This window comes from Phytohabitans sp. LZ39, from assembly GCF_059359075.1.
Map to the genome: position 1 here is coordinate 206,180 of NZ_JCADBM010000013.1, position 16,296 is coordinate 222,475.

A 16,296-nucleotide genomic window follows, 5' to 3' on the forward strand; every position below is an offset into this window, starting at 1 on the left:
GCTCACGGAGACCTTGGCGCGCTCCTACCGGTTGAGCAGGTCGGCGCAGCCGGCCTCGTCGGGAAGGAGCGGGCGGAGGATGACCGTCCACTTGCGACCGTCCGATGTCCACGGTGTGGCGGCGTTGGCCTTGCCGGCCGCGGCGAGCACCTTGGCGGTGTCGGCGCCGGTGACCGTGACGCAGCCGGTCTCCAGGCCCTTGCCGACCGAGGTGCCGGGCAGTGCCGGCCCGGGCCACGCGACCGCCGTCTGCTCCTTGCCGACGGTGGCCGGGTCGGGCGCGACGTACGGCGAGGCGATGGCCGCCAGCGTGACCGGCTCGTACGCCTGCTCCGAACCGGCCTTGATGCCCAGGGTGGTGGGCAGGTCGCTGACCGCCGTGAGTAGGTCACGCAGCTTGGTGCGGGCGGCCACCTGGTCGGCGGTCAGGCCGCTGGCGTTGTCGGCCTCGCTCAGCGCGTACACCTCGGTGATGGCCGGACCACCCTCGGCGCCGACGGTGAAGCGCGTCGAGGGCGCGTCGGCGATGGGCGGCTGTCCCAGGTCTTTGGCGGTGCCGACACCGGCGCCAGTGGCGCGGGCGACGAGCTTGTCCACGTCCGCGCTCGAGATCTTGATCACCTGGAGGTTGGGCAGCGCCGGACCGGGGTAGATCGCGGGCTGCGGGCCCTGGACGATCGCGCGCCCGTCGCCGTAGATCGTCACGATGGGTAACCGTGCGACGTTGTCGCCCGGAGTCGTGAAGCCGCCGGTGTGGTCGATCCGCAGCGCGACGGTGTCCGGGTCGCGCGGCTCCGGCGCGCCGGCCGGTAGCGTGCTGTTACCGCCATCCTGGGCGCACGCGACCAGCAAAAACAGGGATGCGGCGGCAGCCGCGCGAAAGCCGGGTGCGATGGTCATCTCCTTTTGACGGCGTTGTGGCGTGTCCGGTTCCCGACTGCGATAACGTGTATGGATGTCCGACGCCGCGCCCACCCGCCGCGAGCGGGGTCGCCTGCGCGGACGTCTGGCCGTGGGTCTCGCCCTCCTGGGCGTGCTGGCCATTCCGGGGTCCGCCCACGCGGCCACCCCGCCCGACGTGTCGACGCCGGTGAGCGTCTGCGTCGAGGTTGGAGTGTCCACAGAGATCGATGCGGCGGCCGTGGCCGAGGCTCCCGCCGCTGTCGCGCCCGAGGCCGAGCCGCGGGTCGCGCAGGCGCCGGTGCCCGCCGGGCAGGTCACGGCCACCAGTGCCGACCGGTCGGCGACGGGCCAGCGTGCCCCGCCGCGGCCGGCTCGCTGACCCCCGGCACACGACCCTCCTCCCGTTACCCCTCTATCCCGTGGGTGAGGTGTATTCCGTGAATATCGACTTCCATGGTTTCCTGATCGACGTCCGTGGCGCCGCCCTCATCTGGCTGGCGCTCATCGTGATCGGCGCGGCCCCGTTCGTGGCGATGGCGGTGTCCGCCCAGCGCCGCTGGCGGCGGACCCGGCCGCGACCTGAGCGGCGGGTCAGGGCGCGGCGCGAGTCACCCGCCGCGCGCGAGGCCGAGCTGCGCCGGTACGCGGAGGAGGTCGCCGTCGCGGCGAGCCGGGCCGCGGTCACGGCGGAGCGGCGGCGCGCCGAGTGGGCCGCGGTGTCACGCACCCAGCAGGCCGCGTGGCGGGCCTACGACGACGCGACCGAGGCGGCGCGACGGTCAATTCAGGCGGAGGCCTTTGGTGTACCGGATACACCATCCACAGTGGATGAGCTCGTGGCGCGCCGTCGCTACCTGGAGCGGGCCGCCGCGACCGCCTACCGCCGCGGAGACCTTACGGCAGAAGAGTTTGGCGACGTGATCGCCGGTCGGGGCGGATGGGATCCGCGTCGCCACCCGTTCGAGCAGGAGACCCGCCTGCGCGTCGCCCGACGCGACCGGCTGCGCCGCGCGTGCGAAACACTGTCCGAAGTAGAACGTGCGGCGTGGCGTGCGGCGGAGGTCGCCGTGGCCGCCAAGCGGAGCCTCGACAGCGAGGCACTCTCGGCCGCGCTGCGCGTGCGGCAGGCGTCGAGCCCAGCCCGCAGCACCCGCCCGGCCCGCCGCCCGGTGCGCAGCGTGCGCCCGATGCCCGCGTGGAACGCCGACACCGCACCGATCCCGCGCGTCGTGCTCACCTGAGCGGCGGCTCAGCGGCCGGCGTTGCGCGGGTGGTGCTTGGCCGTGCGCTCGTTGCCGCGGCGATACTGCCCGGTCCACCGCGCCATGACCTGCTGCGGGTCGCCCTCCTCGACCTCGGCCAGAAACTCCGCCGCCCGGCCGCCGCGCACCGTGGTGGCGGGCCGACCCCGGTGCCGGATGAGCACGGTGCCATCCGCGCGGACCGAATATTCGAAACCATCGGGACCAGCCATAGCGGCATGGTCCCATCCCCGGCGGTCAGTCGTCGAGACTGACCATCGTGAGGTTGACGGTGGTGCCGGTCATCCCGCTCGCCCGGTCGGGGGCCAGGAAGACGGCCATGTGCGCCATCTCGTCGAGCGCTTCGGCTCGCACGGTTCGGCCTCCCACGCTCATCCCCAGCCGCCAGCCGCCGGAGGTGGCGTAGCCTCGCGCTGATGGGACAGGGCACGGATGCCGGGCGCGGCACGGCGGAGCTGCTGGAGGCGGCGCGAGCCGGTGACGGCGACGCGTTCGGGCGCCTGGTCGGGCCCTTGCGCGGGGAGTTGCGTGCGCACTGCTACCGGCTGCTGGGCTCGCTCCACGACGCCGACGACGCGGTCCAGGACACCCTCGATCGGGCGTGGCGGAGCCTGGCGCGGTTCGACGACCACGGCGGGCACATCAGACCGTGGCTGTACAAGATCGCGACGAACCGCGCGCTGACGCTCGTCGAGCGCCGGAAGCGGCGGGAGCTGCCCACCGACATGAGCCCGGAGGGCGCGCCGCTGGTCGAGGCGGCATGGGTCGAACCGTTCCCGGATCGGTTGATGGACTGGACCGCGGGGTTGAGCCCGGAGGCCCGGGTGATCGCGCGGGAGAGTGTGGAGCTGGCGTTCGTCGCCGCGCTTCAGCACCTGTCGCCCCGGCAGCGGGCCGTCCTCCTGCTGCGCGAGGTCCTCGGCTATCCGGCGAGCGAAACCGCCGGCCTGCTGGACACCTCGGTCGCCGCCGTCAACAGCGCCCTGCAACGCGCGCGCAAGGTCCTCGCCGACCTGCTGCCGGAGGCCAGCCAGGCACGCACCCTCGACGCGCTCGGCGACGCGGGGCAGCGGGAGGTCGCCCGGCGGTACGCGACGGCGTGGGAGGCCGGCGACATCGAGGGCATCGTGGCCATGCTCACCGAGGACGCGCGGTACTCGATGCCGCCGCTCACGGCCTGGTACACGGGCCACGACGGGATCCGCGGCTTCCTCCTCGACGGGGTCCTCCGGCGTCGCTGGCGCTTCCTGCCTGTCTGGGCCAACGGGCAGCTGGCGTTCGGCACGTACATGTGGGACGACGCCCGCTCCGCCTTCATGCCCTGTGGGCTGGACCTGGTCATGCTGCGCGGCCGGCGGGTGGCCGAGGTCGTCTCGTTTCTGGAAGCCGACCTGACCAGCTTCGGCCTGCCGGCTCAACTCGCCGAAAACGACCCGCCGGCGCGCGATGAGTTTGCCGGGTGGCCCGGGTTGTAGTCCTGACCGACATGGCAACCGGAAGGACAGAGCCCACATGGCCACCAACCAACAACAGATCCGCACCCTAATCGAACGCTGGGCCGAGGCCGTGCACCGCGGCGACCTCGACGCCGTGCTCGCCGACCACGCCGACGACATCGTGATGTTCGACGTGCCGCCGCCGCACGAAGGCGTGCGGGGGATCGACGCCTACCGTGAGACGTGGCCGCCCTTCTTCGAGTGGCAGGCGCAGGGGGCGTCGTTCGACATCGAGTCGCTGGACGTGACCGCCGGCGAGGAGGTCGCGTTCGCCTACGCGCTGCTGCGTTGCGGCACGGCGGACGAGTTCGCCGCCAACCCCGCCAACCGGCTGCGGTTGACGCTCGGCCTGCACAAGCGGGACGGCAGGTGGGTGGTCACCCATGAGCACCACTCGTTCCCGCTCGCCAGTTAGGCCACTGTGGACGATCTGGTACCTCGGGGAGCCGAGCCCGCCAGCGGGCTCTCGTCGAGATACCTGACCTCGTAGACCCGCTCGGCGAACTTCCAGCCCTCCGGGGTGCGCTGGTAGCGGTCGTGATAGATGGCGAAGTTGATCCCCTGGCGGCCGTCGAGCGTGCGCGCGATCTCCTGGATGTACGTGCGGCCGGTCGCTGTGTCGCCGTCGAGCTGGATCGTGCCGGGGTGCGTGTTCTGCACGAAGAAGTCCCACTGGGCCTGAAGGCGCTCGCCCCCGGCACGGATCTCCTCGCGGCCGATCAGCTCGGCCGGGATGTTGGGCATCCGCAGCGCGCCGTCCGGTATGAACAGCGACGCCAGGCGGACGCGGTCGCGCATCATCGCCGCGTCGCTGAACTCGCCGCGCAGCGCCTCGATCTCGACGCGGTCCGCGATGGTCTGGAAGTCAGTCATCTGTTTCCTCCTTTGTGCGTACGACGGCGCAGCCCATCGGAATGTGAGGCGGCGCGCCGCCACGGCGCCGCCGCGCGCTGACCGGCGGGTTACGCTGTGGTCGGCGTCGTCCGCGCCGCCGCACCGAGCTATTCCAGGAGGCTTCGATGCCTGAGACCGCCACGCCGCCAGACGGTGAGCCCGACGAGGCTTCGGGCGCTGGTGAGGAGACGCCGGACGTTCCCGTCTTCGCCAACCGGGCCGAGCGGCGTGCCAAGGGCAAGGGCAAGTCGGCACAGCCGCAGTCGCAACGTCAGGGCGGGTATCCGGGCGGTCGTGACTCGGTCCAGAGTCAGCGTCGATGGGGCAACCGCCGCACCGGCTGACACCACATCGCCGTCTCCGTGTGGCAGTCGCTCCCCGGCGCCGGCCTGACACAGCCGATCACTGGTGTGCGACAGCCTGCCGCCCGTGCAGCGAGGCCTGGTCAGCCGCCGCCCGGCCCGAGGCCCAGCCGGCCCGGCTGTTGACGGCTGTCGTCTGTCGTGTCCGGTCGGGAAACTGCTTTTCGAAGGCGGCACGCACCGCGTCGTCACGCGCGGCGAGCACCGGCAGCAGCTGGGCGGCGCCCGCCGACGCGGTCATTTCCCTTTCCACGACCTCCTCGGCGGCGGAGCTGAGCCGTTCGCCGATTCGCGACGCGTATGCCGTCAGGAATGACTGCCGGAACGAACGGGTCGTGTTGTGCCCACTCCTGTCGACGCTCGGCTTGGCCTGCGTCATCGCCCTCGTCGCCTGTACGAGCAGTGACGTGAACAGCAGCTCGGTCGACTCCAGATCGGCCGCGAAGCCCACAATGGTGGTGAAGCCGAACGCCTTCGTCCACACCGCGCGGCAGTTGTTAGCCTCCGCGACCACCTGTAGCAGCAATGTCTTGGGCGCCTCGTACGGATTGTCTATGATCACGCGGCGGGTCGATGGCTGATCACGGACGCCCGTCTTCGCGACGAGCAGGGTGTGATCGATGCGATGACGGGCCATCAACTCTTGTGCCTTCGCCGTGAAGGCGTCGGCTTCCTCAGGGAACTCGGTCGACTCCGCCTTGGCCAGCAACGCACGGACCCGAGAGATCAACCGCTGATCGAGGTCGGTGGTGGGTGTCACCGCGGCGGCGACGGCATCGCCCGGCATAGGGCCAACCGGTGCGATCGGCGGCAACGTCGCGAGCAGATGGAGCACCTCGATGACGGTGATGATCATCCCAGCGCGGTCGACGCCCTCCCGCTCGCCCCACGCGGTCACGTAGTGGTCGTCGTGCTCCCACCACACCCGCGCGTCAAGGGTGGACAACTGCGACTGCCACTGCTGGTGGACGGCCGCCCTGGAGTAACTCCGCATCTGCGCCGCGATGGCGTCGACCACGAGCCGGCCGTGCCGCGTGGTGTGCTGGCGGCGGGCCACCCGTGCCAGCTCGGCCGGCTGCCAGCCGCGCCGCCACGCGCGCTCGACCTCGCGTAGCAGGGAGGCCAGCAAGGCGCGGTTGACCACCTGGATGCCGGTAGCACCACCAGGACCGGCGGACAGCAGAGCGTGGCAGCGATCGAGCTCGTCGGTGTCTTCCCGGTCGTGGGCATGGACCGCCTCGTCGATGATCTGCTCGGCGATCCGACGCTGGGACGGCACATGTGGCACGCCGAACATGCCCAACGGATCGTCAGTGCCGGCCGTCCCGGCGGCCCTTCGACGCTGTGCCGACGCCGCGGCCTTCCGCTTGGCCTTGTGCCGTTCGCGGCTGTTCTTGCCCATCGACCACTGCCCCCACCCGACGACACGAACCCAAAAAAGCTACCAACCAGACCCGCCGGCCCAGGTGCCCCGAACGAGGGAACGCCGGTGGTTACCACGATCGCGTTGCTGACCGGGCCGGGATGCCTGCCGCCATGCGGCCCGCTGCGAAGCTGGAGCGCCCGCCGGTCGAGCGCTCGACCAGATGGTCAACGCCGCACGCTCCCTCGGGCCAGAGCGGCGGTCAGGACGTGTGGCGCAACAGGGCGTCCACCACGGCCGGCCACGTCACGCGCGGCAGGCCCTGACCGATGCCGGGCAGTGTGAGCAGCGTGGCGCCCGGGATCTCCGCGGCCAGCGCCACCCCGTTTCCGTGCGGGAAGAACGGATCCTCGTCCCCGTGCACCACCAGGGTCGGCGCCGTGATCCCGCCGAGCCGCTCGCGCCACCGCGGCTGGCAGTCGATGGCCGCGAACATGCTGCCGAGGTGGCTCGCACGCTGCGCCTTCGCCGTCCGTCCCGCGCGGTCGAAGACCGACCCGATGGCCGCGCGCACGTCCTGCTCGTCGAATCCTCGCGACCCGGCCATCAGCCGCGCGCCATCAGTCATGTAGTCGACCACGCTGTCCCGATCGGTCCAGTCCGGCTGGGGACGCCCGAACAGCTGCCCCATCACCTCCGGCGCATGGTCGGGCAGGTCGGGATCGACCGGACCGGGCGCGACCGGACGGGTGGAGACCAACGTCAGCGACGCGACCTGATCCGGATGGTCGAGCGCGAGCAGCTGCGCGACGAAACCGCCGACGCCCATCCCGACCACGTGCGCACGCCCCAGATCCAGCGCCACCAGCAGCTCGGACGCGTCGGTCACCAGGTCGCGCAGGTCGTAGGCGGGCGCGTCCGGGTCGACGAACGTCGACTGGCCGGCGTCGCGCAGGTCGTAGCGCACCACGTACCGCCCGGCCAGCGCCGCGCACAGCTCGTCCGGCCAGCTCAGCACGGTGACGCCGACCAGTAGCACCGGCGGATCCGCCGGGTCTCCGGAGGTCTCCACGCACAACTCGACACCGTTGACCTTGATCCGCATTCCCGCTCCCTTCGAGTCGTCAACTGAGACGAATCAGCACGCGGAAACTCATCGCACCGCTCTGACGACCACCGGAAGAACACCCGACCTTGTCCAGGGAGCGCGGCGGCCCCGAAACCTCAGTTCAAGAGCAGATTTGAGCTACCGCGACGTCCGTCGTGGTCCATGCCGTTGCTCCCGCGGCCTCACCCGTCCGCCGCTGGTCCCGCTCACCCCGGGTCGTACCGCGCGCGGTCGCCGTTTGTCCACAACGCCCCGCTCTGAGGCGGCGGCGACAGATCGAATCGAGGTGCCGTGACCGTGAGTGACCGCCGCGACGATACGCACGGCGCACGATGCGAGATCTTGGAGAGTGGGCGGTATATCAACCCTAACCGTCCTAGATCTCAAAGCCCGACCCCCCGCGGCTGGTGACGCTGCGTCAGGAGGGTCTACCCATAACCCCAGGTGGAGTCCAAGCGGCGGCACGCCGATCTCAGCGGCGAAGCCAAGGAAGTCACGGTACCCAGGCAGGGCGTCGTGGCATTCCATGGCTTGGCGGCACGACTCGATCCAATCGCCGGCTGAGCGTCGCACCGGGTAGCCTGCCGTCCGTGCAGCCCGCTTCGAAGATGGAGCGCCGGGTGGTGACCGCCGCCGAGCAGGCGCTGACCCGCCAGCGTTACGTGAGCCCGCTCGATGTGCTGACTGGGATGGGCTGGGTGCCGCTCGGGCGGGTGACGGACTGGCGGCAGGGCCGCGCGCCGCACCTCGAGGCCATCTCGGCGGTGTCGGCCGACCGGATCGCCGACGCGCTGGAGGTGTTCCGCCGCTGGGTGGCCGGCCGTGGCCTGCGGCCCAGCGAGGTCGAGTACCTGGCCGCCACGCGCGACCGGCGGCCGCTGCGCTTCACCGCCGCCGGTGATCCCGCGCTCGAGCTCACCTACCGCACTCATTGGATGCCGGCGGACCTGCCGGAGCGGCAGCGGGAGCGGCTGACCACCCGGCAGAGCAAGCCACCGGACCTGGTGGTGGTGCAGCCATTGAAGGTGTTCACCTGCGTCGGCTGCGGGCGCACCGACGCCGACATGCTGATGATGGAGGATGCCGGGCCAGCCTGCCTCACCTGTGCGGACCTCGATCACCTGGTGTTCCTGCCAGCCGGCGACGCGGCACTGACCCGTCGTGCGAAACAGGCCAGCCGGCTCTCGGCGGTGGTGGTGCGGTTCAGCCGCTCCCGCAAGCGCTACGAGCGGCAGGGACTGCTGGTCGAGGACGCCGCGGTCGAGCAGGCGGAGCAGCAGTGCCTGTCCGATGAGGAGGCCCGTGCCCGCCGCCGCGATCGGGACCGGGAGCGGCGAGAGGTCGCGGACGAGCGGTTCCAGCAGGATTTGGCCGAACAGATCGGCCGGCTGTTTCCCGGCTGCCCGCCGCGGCGGGCAGCGGCGATCAGCCGACATACCGGTACCCGCAGCAGCGGCCGGGTGGGGCGTAGCGCCGCTGGTCGGGCGCTCGACCCCGACGCCGTGACCCTGGCCGTGATCGCCTCGGTACGGCACGAGGACACCGAGTACGACGAACTGCTGATGGCCGGTGTGCCACGTGAGCAGGCCCGGGAGCGGATTCGCGACGACATCGACCGCGTCCTCGAACGGTGGCGACACCCGGCTTGACGGTCGGACTGCGTCCTGGGCCTTCCAATTCTGCGACAGCCCGGAGTCAAGGCGTCAGCGTTTGCCGAGCAAGGCCCGTGCGACCTGCGCCGGGTCGTTCAGTTGTGGTAAGGCGGCCATGCCGCCGCTGTCTGGCTGGTTGGGTGGTGGAGCGGCGTGGCGACGTCGCGGGATCTCGATCGCCGGACCGCCGTCGGTGCGGAATGCGGCGGGGGCGTGGCCCGCGGCGCGTAGTGCGGCCAGCGTTTCGGCCTGCGGTTTCGCGCTGGCGACCACGGTCGGGGCGAGCCGGACCAGGTGCAGGGTCTGAAGTGAGCGGGTGTTGAGTATTTCGGTGAGCAGGGTTTCGTCGTCGCTGCACAGGCAGCAGCCGGTTGGGTGCACTTGAACCCGGCCGTACCGGCGGGCTACGTCGTCGATCAGGTAGGCGAGTGTTTGGGGTACGCGGCCGCCTTCGGCTACCTCGGTGATCTGGGTGAGCAGGTCCGCTGCGTTGTTACCGGCGTCGAGCGCGGCGCGGATGCTGGCCGGCGAGAAACGCCAGGTCCACGCGCCGCTGCGGGACTCTGGCGCGGCTGCGGTGTCCAGCAGGGCCAGGAGATTGGCGGACGGGATGCCGGTCACTACCGCGGTGAGGTCGTTCTGCAATATCGCCGAGCTTCGGGTGCCGGGCAGCATGGCCTGGGCGTGCCGATAGGCCGCGTCGAAGTCACCGATCACTAGGCTGCGGCAGAGTCTGGTCGTTGTTCCCTGGGCGAGTAGGCCGAGCCGATGCGCCTCCCGCCAGATGCCCGTGACGTATCGCTGCAAGTCCTCGTCGATCGGGTCGGTCAGGACTGGGCTCTGCCAAGACAGCCGGTCGGCGAGTGTGCCGGGGTCGGCAGCCTGCCCGTCGGGAACGGTGTCGACGAGAGTGCGCAAGATCAGGGCACGCAGGCCGGCCAAGGCGATCTCCTCCGCCTCGTCCCAGTAGAGGACACGGGTTGTTGTCGCGGTCGGGTCGGCCGGCGCGAGCGGGCACGCGGGCATCGTCAGCCAGGTCTGAACGATGTCGAGCAGTTGGTCGGCGGGATCGGCCGCGGCGAACTCCTCGTAGCTCATGGAGGGTGCGAGACCGGTGGCAGAGGCATCAGTGAGGCCACCGGCGGCGAGCAGTTCAATAGTCAAGCGGGTGCGGTCCTCGTCGTAGCCGGACGACTTGGTGATCCGGCGAAGTTCGCGTACGCCGAGGCCGCCGGTCTTGAGCAAGGGCACCGGGCCGCTGCTTATGGTCTCGACGGTTGCGGTGATCGCGGCGAGGGTCTCGACAGCGGCGGCTGCGGCCTCCTGTTCGGCAGCCTCTGGCTCGACCGGGGTGACACATACGGCGGGTGGCCGCGGGTCGAACGGAGCGACGTAGTCGCTCCGCAGCGCGAAAGCGACCTCGCGGGGCATATCACAGCTGCCCCACCCGGAACTGACGACGAGACCACGCTCGGCGGCCCACGGTACCGGCATCCCGGGTGCGCCGAACATGATTCCTCGCATACCAAAGGGCGAGGCCGGGCGGCGGGCGAGCATGTCGAGCAGGACACGGACTTCGGCGGGGGCCTGCGCCGCGAGGCGGCGCACGTTATCCGGCTGTGCCAGCCAGCCGGCCAGCGCGGCGATCAACTCGTTCTTGCCGTGGCCGGCGGCCGGGATGCCGTACAGCTTCGCCAGCCTGCGCAGCTCAGTCATGTTGTGTGTGGTGAGCAGCTCGGCGGCGCCGGGCCCGAGATTCAGCGGGTGCGGCCAGACCACGCTCAGTTGTGCCGCGGCGAAGCCGTCGGCGTGCGGCCAGATGAGGGCGAGCTGGGTGAGCCGGCGCAGCGCCGCGGCCAGGTCCGGGTCGTCCGCCGGTACGCCCAGCAGCGTCGCCAGCCGCACGGCGGTACACCCGTCGCCCAGCGCGGCGGCGGCCTCGCCCACCTGTAGCTGCGGCAGGGTGAGCAACGCGCAGCCGGCCGCCATCGACGAGGGGTGCAGGAGCCGTGCGGCGAGTTGGTCGGCGGTCTTCGGCGCGGGTTCGAGGGTCGCGTCGCGACGGGTCGCGACAAGACTGGTGAGCTGGTCCAGGCTCAGGGTGTGAAGGTGAGCGGCGAGGGACGGCACCCGGACAACTTACGGCGTACCCGTCTGGCGGCAAGCGGCGGTACGCCGTACGAGGGAAACGTGCTGCCGGATGCGAATCACTAACGCATTTCCGGCCTACAGCCGGTCAAGGGCGCGCCCGCCCCGACGGCAATGGTGTAGCAGACGAGATGGGCCTGACACGGCGGAATGCGAAACAGCCTCTGACCGTGGCCGGCGTCCCGTTGCCGGTGCGGATGGCGTCACGGCGGCCGCGGGTAGCCGCGGTGGTTGATGCTGACGCCGACGGAGGCTTTGTCGGCGCCGGGTCCGCCGGCCGCGGCCGGCGGACCCGGGCGTCATGCCATCCGGTCACATCGGCTTGCTCACGATTGTCGAGAGGCACAGCTTGGCGCTCCAGGCCGGCACGCTGCACGCCTCGACGCTGATGCCATTGGTGAACCCGTCCTGGTTGAAGGCTTGCACGCCATTGTTCGCGCACGTCTGGCCGCTCTTGGTGGCACCGGGGCCGGACACCTTGCCCGATGCGCAGATGAAGATGTCGGTCGACGTTTTCTGCACCGCGCTCCAGGCCGAGCGGCTGTTGCCCTGGTGGTGGCCGTTGCCGGTGAGGAAAACGTTCGGCCGTCGCACCTGGTACGTGAACGAGGAACCCGATGTGTACTTCCACGACGCGCCGGTGTCGACCGTCCGCAGCCCAGGGTCGTCCTTCGACGGCGGGATGACCAAGGTGGTGATCTTGTCCCAGTCCCCGCCGAAGACGTACATGCGGTAGATGGTGACGTAGATGTACCCCTCGGCTTTGGCGTTGAAGTCGCCAACGGTCGCCGAGTCGCCCGTGGTACAGACGGTGTCCGCGCCGAGCGTGCCCCAACCGGGAACCGACATGACCACCCGGGCGCACCGGTTGTCGTTGGCGGTGTCGGTGAGGGTGACCATCGCGCCGCGCTCGCCGTTGACGTCGACCCCGAAGCCGGAGGCCTTAACCCCGGGAAGCGTGGCTTCGAATTCGAAGCTGTTGGTGCTGTAGTAGCGCCAGGACGTCGACCAGCCGGATCCGGACGGGATCGCGGCCTGGGCCGGCGCCCCGATGAGAAGGACGGCCGGAGCCGCCGCCAGTACAACGGCCGCCGCACGGCGGCCGAGGGAGGAGATGACAGACATGCGCCCACCCTCGTGCCAAGCGCAGATCGCCGCCCGCCTCTGTCATCGAGGCGACAGGCAGGCGAAACTGGATGGCCCGAACTGGTGAGATCTCCTCCTCGCCCAGCGATGGGCGAGTCTGGGGGCAGGTCAGCGACGACATACGGTTCGCGCCACATGCCTTGGGGCGGCGGCGACGCTCTCCAGCCTTCGCCTGCCTTTGCGTCCCGGACCTCGTTGGGGACGCGCTTGCTGTGGGCCGGACGCGGCAGAATGCGAACCGGTCCTGATCGTCGCTGGTGATCCGTTGGCGGTAGGGATGGCCAGATCACGCAGCCTTCGGAGGGTCTGATGAGGGTCTGGCCGGGACAGCTCAGGCGATCTGGCGAAGGTCGTTTCCGTAGTCGAAGATGATCCGCATCCGGGCGCCCAACGCCCGCGCGTACCGGCTCAACGTCGCGACCTCGTTAACGTCCAGGTCGCCGTTTTCGATCTGGCTGACTCGGCCCGGTGTTACCCCCATCAGGTCGGCGACCTGACGCTGGGTGAGCCCCAGCCGCTTGCGTTCCTCGGCGAGGTGAACGGCGCTGATCCATGCCTCGGTACGCGCGCGCTCCTCAGCCAGCGCGGTGTCGTCCCCGTCATGCAGTTCGGTACGGATGTCGTCCCAGTCGTGAAACTCGGTCATGGCGCCTCCCGCCGTTTTCTTTCGAGGGCCAGCCAGCCCTCGTAGGCGACCTCCGCTGCCGGGATCGCCACCTTGTACCACCCCGATCACTCACCGGCCTTGTTACCCGCGACCAGCAGTACCGCCTGCGACCAGGGATCGAAGACGAACAGAACCCGGATCGCGACATCACGGCCGGACCTGGGGTCGCAACTCCTTGAGATTGCTGACGCTCGAACCCTGCAATGTGTCGACCAACGGGCACCCCAGCCCTGGGCCCACCTTGGCGAGCATGTCGATGGCGACGTTCACCGAGCGGTATGTGTCCGGGTCGGCCTGGCGAAGCGCACGCAGCCAGTCACGCACGTCGGTTGTCGTCCTGATCGCCCAGCGGCGGGCCGGTTCGGGAGGCACCGAGCAACTATAGCCCGAACTAAACAACAACGCGATCCGCGTCAGTTACCGTCCCCAACATGAGCAGCGCAAGTCCGACGAGCCTGACCGGTCGGTGGCGGATCGTGAGCATGGACCTCTGGGACAGCGACACCATCGATCTGGTGGAGCCCGCCTACATCGAGTTCGACGGAGACCAAACCGGACGCTTCGGATTCATCGCCGTCGAGGGGTGGATGGACTGCCGCCAAGCCACCCGCGACGGGAAAGGCTGCGTCGAGTTCACCTGGGAGGGCAACGACGAAGGCGACCCCGTCAACGGCCGCGGTTGGGCCATGCTGACCGACAACCGCACCCTCAACGGGCATATCTACTTCCACCTCGGTGACGACTCCGGCTTCCAGGCAGTCCGCACCTAACCGCGATGCGGCCCTATCTCCAGAGCCTGCGCCCCACTCGCACCTCAGGCGCGTCTGCTCCGCGTTCTGTGGGGCGGGCGGGACTCGAACCCGCGACCGAGGGATTATGAGACCAATCAAGATCATCAATCTTGAGTCGGCTTGATCCCGGACAGGGGCCGTGACGTGCGGCTTCATTGATCGCCGTCCGGCCCCGTCCGGGATCGTCCGGACGGCAACGGCGCCGTTCCCTAGCAAGATCCCTAGCATTCGCTCGGGACCTCCAGAACGACGGAGGTCCATGTCATGAAGGCACACGAGTACGTCGCGATCGACCCCACTCTGCGTACGGTCGTCAGTCTCATCGAGTGGGCTCGGCTCGCGGAGGTGTCGTGGTGACCGCCGAGCGCCCGCGACCTGCGTACGGTGAGCGCCTCGAAGGTGTGGTGCAGGTCGCCATCATGCTCGTCATCGGCACCGCGGCGGGAGCGGCGAGCTTCACCCACGTTCACGACGTCGCGGCAGGGCATGGCCAGCCGGGATGGCTTGCGTGGGCCGATGCAGTCACCTTGGAGTTGATGTCGATCGCGTCGGGCCTGGAGATCCGCCGCCGGCACCGGGCGGGGCGGCCCGTGCTGTTCGCCTCGACCGTGTTGGTCTGCGCGGTTGCCCTCTCGCTGGCCGCTCAGGTCGTCGAGGCCGAGCCGTCGGTAATCGGCTGGATCGCGGCGGCGTTGCCGGCGCTCGGGTTCCTGGCGATGGTGAAGCTGGCGCTCGCCCGGACCGTGGCGGTGGCCGGGTCCGCTGAATCCACGGCCGTCCAGGACGAACCGGAGACCAAGGTCGAGGCTATGCGGCGGGCGTTTGCCGCGGCCATCGAACAAGGCCGGACTCCCGATCATCGCGAGTTGGCGCTGGCCGCCGGCGCCGACATCTCGCACGCCCGGCGCGTGCACCGGCGGTTGGCGGCCGCGCAGTCCGGCTGAGTCCGGACCGGTCCAGCTCCCCGGGACCAGGTCTTGGGGAGCTGGACCGGCTCCTGGACCCGCTGGGCCGCGCTGGGGGTAGCCCTTCAAGCGCGAGCTGGTGCAGTACGCGCAACAGCTTCGCTACCACGCCCGGCAACGACGCACCCGGCCTGGACCGGCTGGCCGACCTGCCCGAGCCAACCCCACCACCGACGCGGAAATCCGCGCCTGGGCCCGCGGCGAGGGCCTGGCCATCAGCTCAGGTGGGCGCATCCCCGTCGAGATCCGTGCGGCGTACCGCCACGCACACACCTGACGGCCTCCGGGGGCTTCGCGAGCTGCCTACTGGTCAGGAGGCTGCGACGAGGTCAGGTCCTCACGCCAGGCATCCACCCGGGCACGCAGCAATGCCACCTCCGCTGGCGTGAGGCCGTACTCGGCGAATTCCTCATCGTCGAAGCGTTCGATGTGGCGCAGCATGCCGGCGAACATCGCGCGGTCGAAGCCGGCATCGACGGTCTCCGCGAGCACGCACAACCGATCGAGGGTGTAGCGGCCGGCCGTGATCGCCGCGTCGATGTCCAGGAAGTCACGCGCGGCGGCGCGGTTGTACAGAGCGTCCATCTTGCCCGCCAGGACATCGTCGGCGTGCAACACCGGGCCGATATCCATCTGTACCGGCGGCTGCATCCGCCAGTTCGCCACCAACTCCACCCGGTACTGCGTGCTCGGCTCGGCCGGGTCGGCGAGGTACAGCCGGACGAACGTTTCCGTCCGGTGGTCGACCTCCACCTGGTAGCCCGCGCCACGGTACGCGGCCATCACCTCGTCGACGGCGGCCGGGAAGTCCGCTCGCCGTTGCCAGTCGGCGAACAGGTCAACATCCTCGCTCGGGCGTTGCAGGATGCCATGCGCGGCGACGGCGTGGCCACCCGCCAATGCGAACCCGTGCGGCCCGCCCGCGCTGAGCCCGATCTCCGCCAGTCGCCGGTGGACGGCCGCGTCTTCCGCTCTCACTACGCAGCTGGCCGGCGCCCAGCGGCCAACTCAGGAAACCGGGCCTCCCACAGCCGCCGCACCTCGGGCGGGACTACCAGGCTCGGCCACAGGCGCACCAGCGTCGGCCCGTCGAGCCACTCGGCCAACTCTTCCGGGTGGGTGGCCTCGCGGAGGACGGTCTCGTACATGCTTGCCAGCCGGCGCGGGTTGGCCAGGTCGTAGCTGGCCTGCCCGGACCAGTTCAGCCGCCGCTCCAGCCGCACCACTCCGCTCGTGGGCCCATGCAGGTCAGCCAGGCGTGAAGCCACGGCGTAGGGCCGCTGGTCGGCGTAGCGCGAGCCGAGCGGGGCACGAGCTGCTTCCGCGCTCATTGCCAAACCCCCTTCGCCTCGGCGTCGCCGTCTCGTCCAAAGGTAAACGACAACCTGCAACTGGTGTCCACCACACGCGGCGTACACGCCTGGGGAAGCCCGAACCCTGCGCTGGACCGTCCACCGTGCCGGTGCCCGCTGGGCGGCCGGCCGATGATCGGTCAAGCGGCCGATCGCGGCCGGCCCGGGTGGAGATCGGGATCGGACT

Annotated in this window: 17 protein-coding genes and 3 pseudogenes; 9 read left to right on the top strand and 11 right to left on the bottom strand. The window is 70.3% G+C overall.

Translation table 11 applies throughout. The features are described from left to right. Positions 1-24 precede the first annotated feature (24 nt). Positions 25-900 carry a hypothetical protein gene (locus AC5L36_RS24990; RefSeq protein ID WP_441220464.1) on the bottom strand — a complete coding sequence of 292 codons (876 nt, stop codon included), beginning with the start codon at positions 898-900 and terminating at the stop codon, positions 25-27. A gap of 55 nt (positions 901-955) precedes the next feature. On the opposite strand from AC5L36_RS24990, the gene AC5L36_RS24995 reads away from it, so the two are divergent. Both AC5L36_RS24995 and AC5L36_RS25000 read left to right on the top strand, forming a co-directional pair. Next, positions 956-1,282, top strand: coding sequence for a hypothetical protein (locus tag AC5L36_RS24995; RefSeq protein WP_441220465.1), 327 nt, complete (start codon positions 956-958; stop codon positions 1,280-1,282). Between the two features lie 58 nt (positions 1,283-1,340). Continuing rightward, positions 1,341-2,144 (top strand): hypothetical protein, encoded by an 804-nt coding sequence (locus tag AC5L36_RS25000; protein ID WP_441220467.1) that lies wholly within the window; start codon positions 1,341-1,343, stop codon positions 2,142-2,144. A gap of 8 nt (positions 2,145-2,152) precedes the next feature. Here the strand turns inward: AC5L36_RS25000 and AC5L36_RS25005 are convergent, their stop codons facing one another. After that, positions 2,153-2,377, bottom strand: coding sequence for a hypothetical protein (locus AC5L36_RS25005; RefSeq protein ID WP_441220469.1), 225 nt, complete (start codon positions 2,375-2,377; stop codon positions 2,153-2,155). 204 nt (positions 2,378-2,581) lie between these two features. On the opposite strand from AC5L36_RS25005, the gene AC5L36_RS25010 reads away from it, so the two are divergent. Further along, positions 2,582-3,640, top strand: coding sequence for a sigma-70 family RNA polymerase sigma factor (locus AC5L36_RS25010; RefSeq protein ID WP_441220471.1), 1,059 nt, complete (start codon positions 2,582-2,584; stop codon positions 3,638-3,640). Between the two features lie 37 nt (positions 3,641-3,677). Then, positions 3,678-4,067 (top strand): annotated as a pseudogene (locus AC5L36_RS25015) (nuclear transport factor 2 family protein); the annotation flags it as partial. Between the two features lie 5 nt (positions 4,068-4,072). Here AC5L36_RS25015 and AC5L36_RS25020 read toward each other — a convergent pair. Then, positions 4,073-4,534: a nuclear transport factor 2 family protein gene (locus tag AC5L36_RS25020; RefSeq protein ID WP_441220473.1), complete on the bottom strand. Its 462-nt coding sequence runs from the start codon at positions 4,532-4,534 to the stop codon at positions 4,073-4,075. A gap of 146 nt (positions 4,535-4,680) precedes the next feature. On the opposite strand from AC5L36_RS25020, the gene AC5L36_RS25025 reads away from it, so the two are divergent. Continuing rightward, a complete protein-coding gene (locus AC5L36_RS25025) occupies positions 4,681-4,899 on the top strand; it encodes a hypothetical protein (protein WP_441220475.1) in 219 nt (72 codons plus the stop codon). A 58-nt stretch (positions 4,900-4,957) separates the two neighbouring features. Here AC5L36_RS25025 and AC5L36_RS25030 read toward each other — a convergent pair whose 3' ends face one another. Both AC5L36_RS25030 and AC5L36_RS25035 read right to left on the bottom strand, forming a co-directional pair. After that, positions 4,958-6,319 carry a DUF2786 domain-containing protein gene (locus tag AC5L36_RS25030; protein WP_441220477.1) on the bottom strand — a complete coding sequence of 454 codons (1,362 nt, stop codon included), beginning with the start codon at positions 6,317-6,319 and terminating at the stop codon, positions 4,958-4,960. Positions 6,320-6,542: 223 nt separating this feature from the next. Then, positions 6,543-7,385: an alpha/beta fold hydrolase gene (locus tag AC5L36_RS25035; RefSeq protein ID WP_441220479.1), complete on the bottom strand. Its 843-nt coding sequence runs from the start codon at positions 7,383-7,385 to the stop codon at positions 6,543-6,545. A 593-nt stretch (positions 7,386-7,978) separates the two neighbouring features. Here AC5L36_RS25035 and AC5L36_RS25040 point away from each other — a divergent pair. Further along, positions 7,979-9,037, top strand: coding sequence for a DUF2293 domain-containing protein (locus AC5L36_RS25040; protein WP_441220481.1), 1,059 nt, complete (start codon positions 7,979-7,981; stop codon positions 9,035-9,037). Positions 9,038-9,091: 54 nt separating this feature from the next. On the opposite strand, the gene AC5L36_RS25045 is transcribed toward AC5L36_RS25040, so the two are convergent. From AC5L36_RS25045 to AC5L36_RS25060, 4 genes and pseudogenes are all read right to left on the bottom strand, one after another. Next, positions 9,092-11,029: a helicase-associated domain-containing protein gene (locus AC5L36_RS25045; RefSeq protein ID WP_441220482.1), complete on the bottom strand. Its 1,938-nt coding sequence runs from the start codon at positions 11,027-11,029 to the stop codon at positions 9,092-9,094. Positions 11,030-11,500: 471 nt separating this feature from the next. Next, entirely contained in the window at positions 11,501-12,313 is an 813-nt protein-coding gene (locus AC5L36_RS25050; RefSeq protein ID WP_441220484.1) for a hypothetical protein, read from the bottom strand. Between the two features lie 352 nt (positions 12,314-12,665). After that, positions 12,666-12,980, bottom strand: coding sequence for a helix-turn-helix domain-containing protein (locus tag AC5L36_RS25055; RefSeq protein ID WP_441220486.1), 315 nt, complete (start codon positions 12,978-12,980; stop codon positions 12,666-12,668). Beyond that, positions 12,977-13,373 (bottom strand): annotated as a pseudogene (locus tag AC5L36_RS25060) (type II toxin-antitoxin system RelE/ParE family toxin). Before AC5L36_RS25060 ends, AC5L36_RS25055 begins: the two are co-directional and overlap by 4 nt. A 59-nt stretch (positions 13,374-13,432) precedes the next feature. Between AC5L36_RS25060 and AC5L36_RS25065 the strand changes: the two are divergent. The 3 genes and pseudogenes from AC5L36_RS25065 (at position 13,433) to AC5L36_RS25075 (ending at position 15,034) form a co-directional block, all read left to right on the top strand. Further along, entirely contained in the window at positions 13,433-13,771 is a 339-nt protein-coding gene (locus tag AC5L36_RS25065) for a hypothetical protein (RefSeq protein WP_441220488.1), read from the top strand. Positions 13,772-14,211: 440 nt separating this feature from the next. Continuing rightward, positions 14,212-14,711: pseudogene (locus AC5L36_RS25070) on the top strand (DUF2637 domain-containing protein); the annotation flags it as partial. A gap of 125 nt (positions 14,712-14,836) precedes the next feature. Beyond that, complete coding sequence (locus AC5L36_RS25075; protein WP_441220490.1) at positions 14,837-15,034, top strand: Lsr2 family DNA-binding protein; 198 nt, start codon at positions 14,837-14,839, stop codon at positions 15,032-15,034. Positions 15,035-15,060: 26 nt separating this feature from the next. On the opposite strand, the gene AC5L36_RS25080 is transcribed toward AC5L36_RS25075, so the two are convergent. Beyond that, complete coding sequence (locus AC5L36_RS25080) at positions 15,061-15,735, bottom strand: nucleotidyl transferase AbiEii/AbiGii toxin family protein (protein ID WP_441220492.1); 675 nt, start codon at positions 15,733-15,735, stop codon at positions 15,061-15,063. After that, positions 15,735-16,088 (bottom strand): hypothetical protein, encoded by a 354-nt coding sequence (locus AC5L36_RS25085; protein ID WP_441220494.1) that lies wholly within the window; start codon positions 16,086-16,088, stop codon positions 15,735-15,737. Before AC5L36_RS25085 ends, AC5L36_RS25080 begins: the two co-directional genes overlap by 1 nt. Between the last annotated feature and the right edge of the window lie 208 nt (positions 16,089-16,296).

Bases quoted from the DNA above. Each gene is read 5' to 3' on its own strand.
- AC5L36_RS25030 (WP_441220477.1), bottom strand. From the start codon at position 6,319: ATGGGCAAGAACAGCCGCGAACGGCACAAGGCCAAGCGGAAGGCCGCG.
- AC5L36_RS24995 (WP_441220465.1), top strand. From the start codon at position 956: ATGTCCGACGCCGCGCCCACCCGCCGCGAGCGGGGTCGCCTGCGCGGA.
- AC5L36_RS25005 (WP_441220469.1), bottom strand. From the start codon at position 2,377: ATGGCTGGTCCCGATGGTTTCGAATATTCGGTCCGCGCGGATGGCACC.
- AC5L36_RS25085 (WP_441220494.1), bottom strand. From the start codon at position 16,088: ATGAGCGCGGAAGCAGCTCGTGCCCCGCTCGGCTCGCGCTACGCCGAC.
- AC5L36_RS25065 (WP_441220488.1), top strand. From the start codon at position 13,433: ATGAGCAGCGCAAGTCCGACGAGCCTGACCGGTCGGTGGCGGATCGTG.
- AC5L36_RS25045 (WP_441220482.1), bottom strand. From the start codon at position 11,029: ATGGCGGCCGGCTGCGCGTTGCTCACCCTGCCGCAGCTACAGGTGGGC.
- AC5L36_RS25020 (WP_441220473.1), bottom strand. From the start codon at position 4,534: ATGACTGACTTCCAGACCATCGCGGACCGCGTCGAGATCGAGGCGCTG.
- AC5L36_RS25025 (WP_441220475.1), top strand. From the start codon at position 4,681: ATGCCTGAGACCGCCACGCCGCCAGACGGTGAGCCCGACGAGGCTTCG.
- AC5L36_RS25035 (WP_441220479.1), bottom strand. From the start codon at position 7,385: ATGCGGATCAAGGTCAACGGTGTCGAGTTGTGCGTGGAGACCTCCGGA.
- AC5L36_RS25010 (WP_441220471.1), top strand. From the start codon at position 2,582: ATGGGACAGGGCACGGATGCCGGGCGCGGCACGGCGGAGCTGCTGGAG.
- AC5L36_RS24990 (WP_441220464.1), bottom strand. From the start codon at position 900: ATGACCATCGCACCCGGCTTTCGCGCGGCTGCCGCCGCATCCCTGTTT.
- AC5L36_RS25050 (WP_441220484.1), bottom strand. From the start codon at position 12,313: ATGTCTGTCATCTCCTCCCTCGGCCGCCGTGCGGCGGCCGTTGTACTG.
- AC5L36_RS25055 (WP_441220486.1), bottom strand. From the start codon at position 12,980: ATGACCGAGTTTCACGACTGGGACGACATCCGTACCGAACTGCATGAC.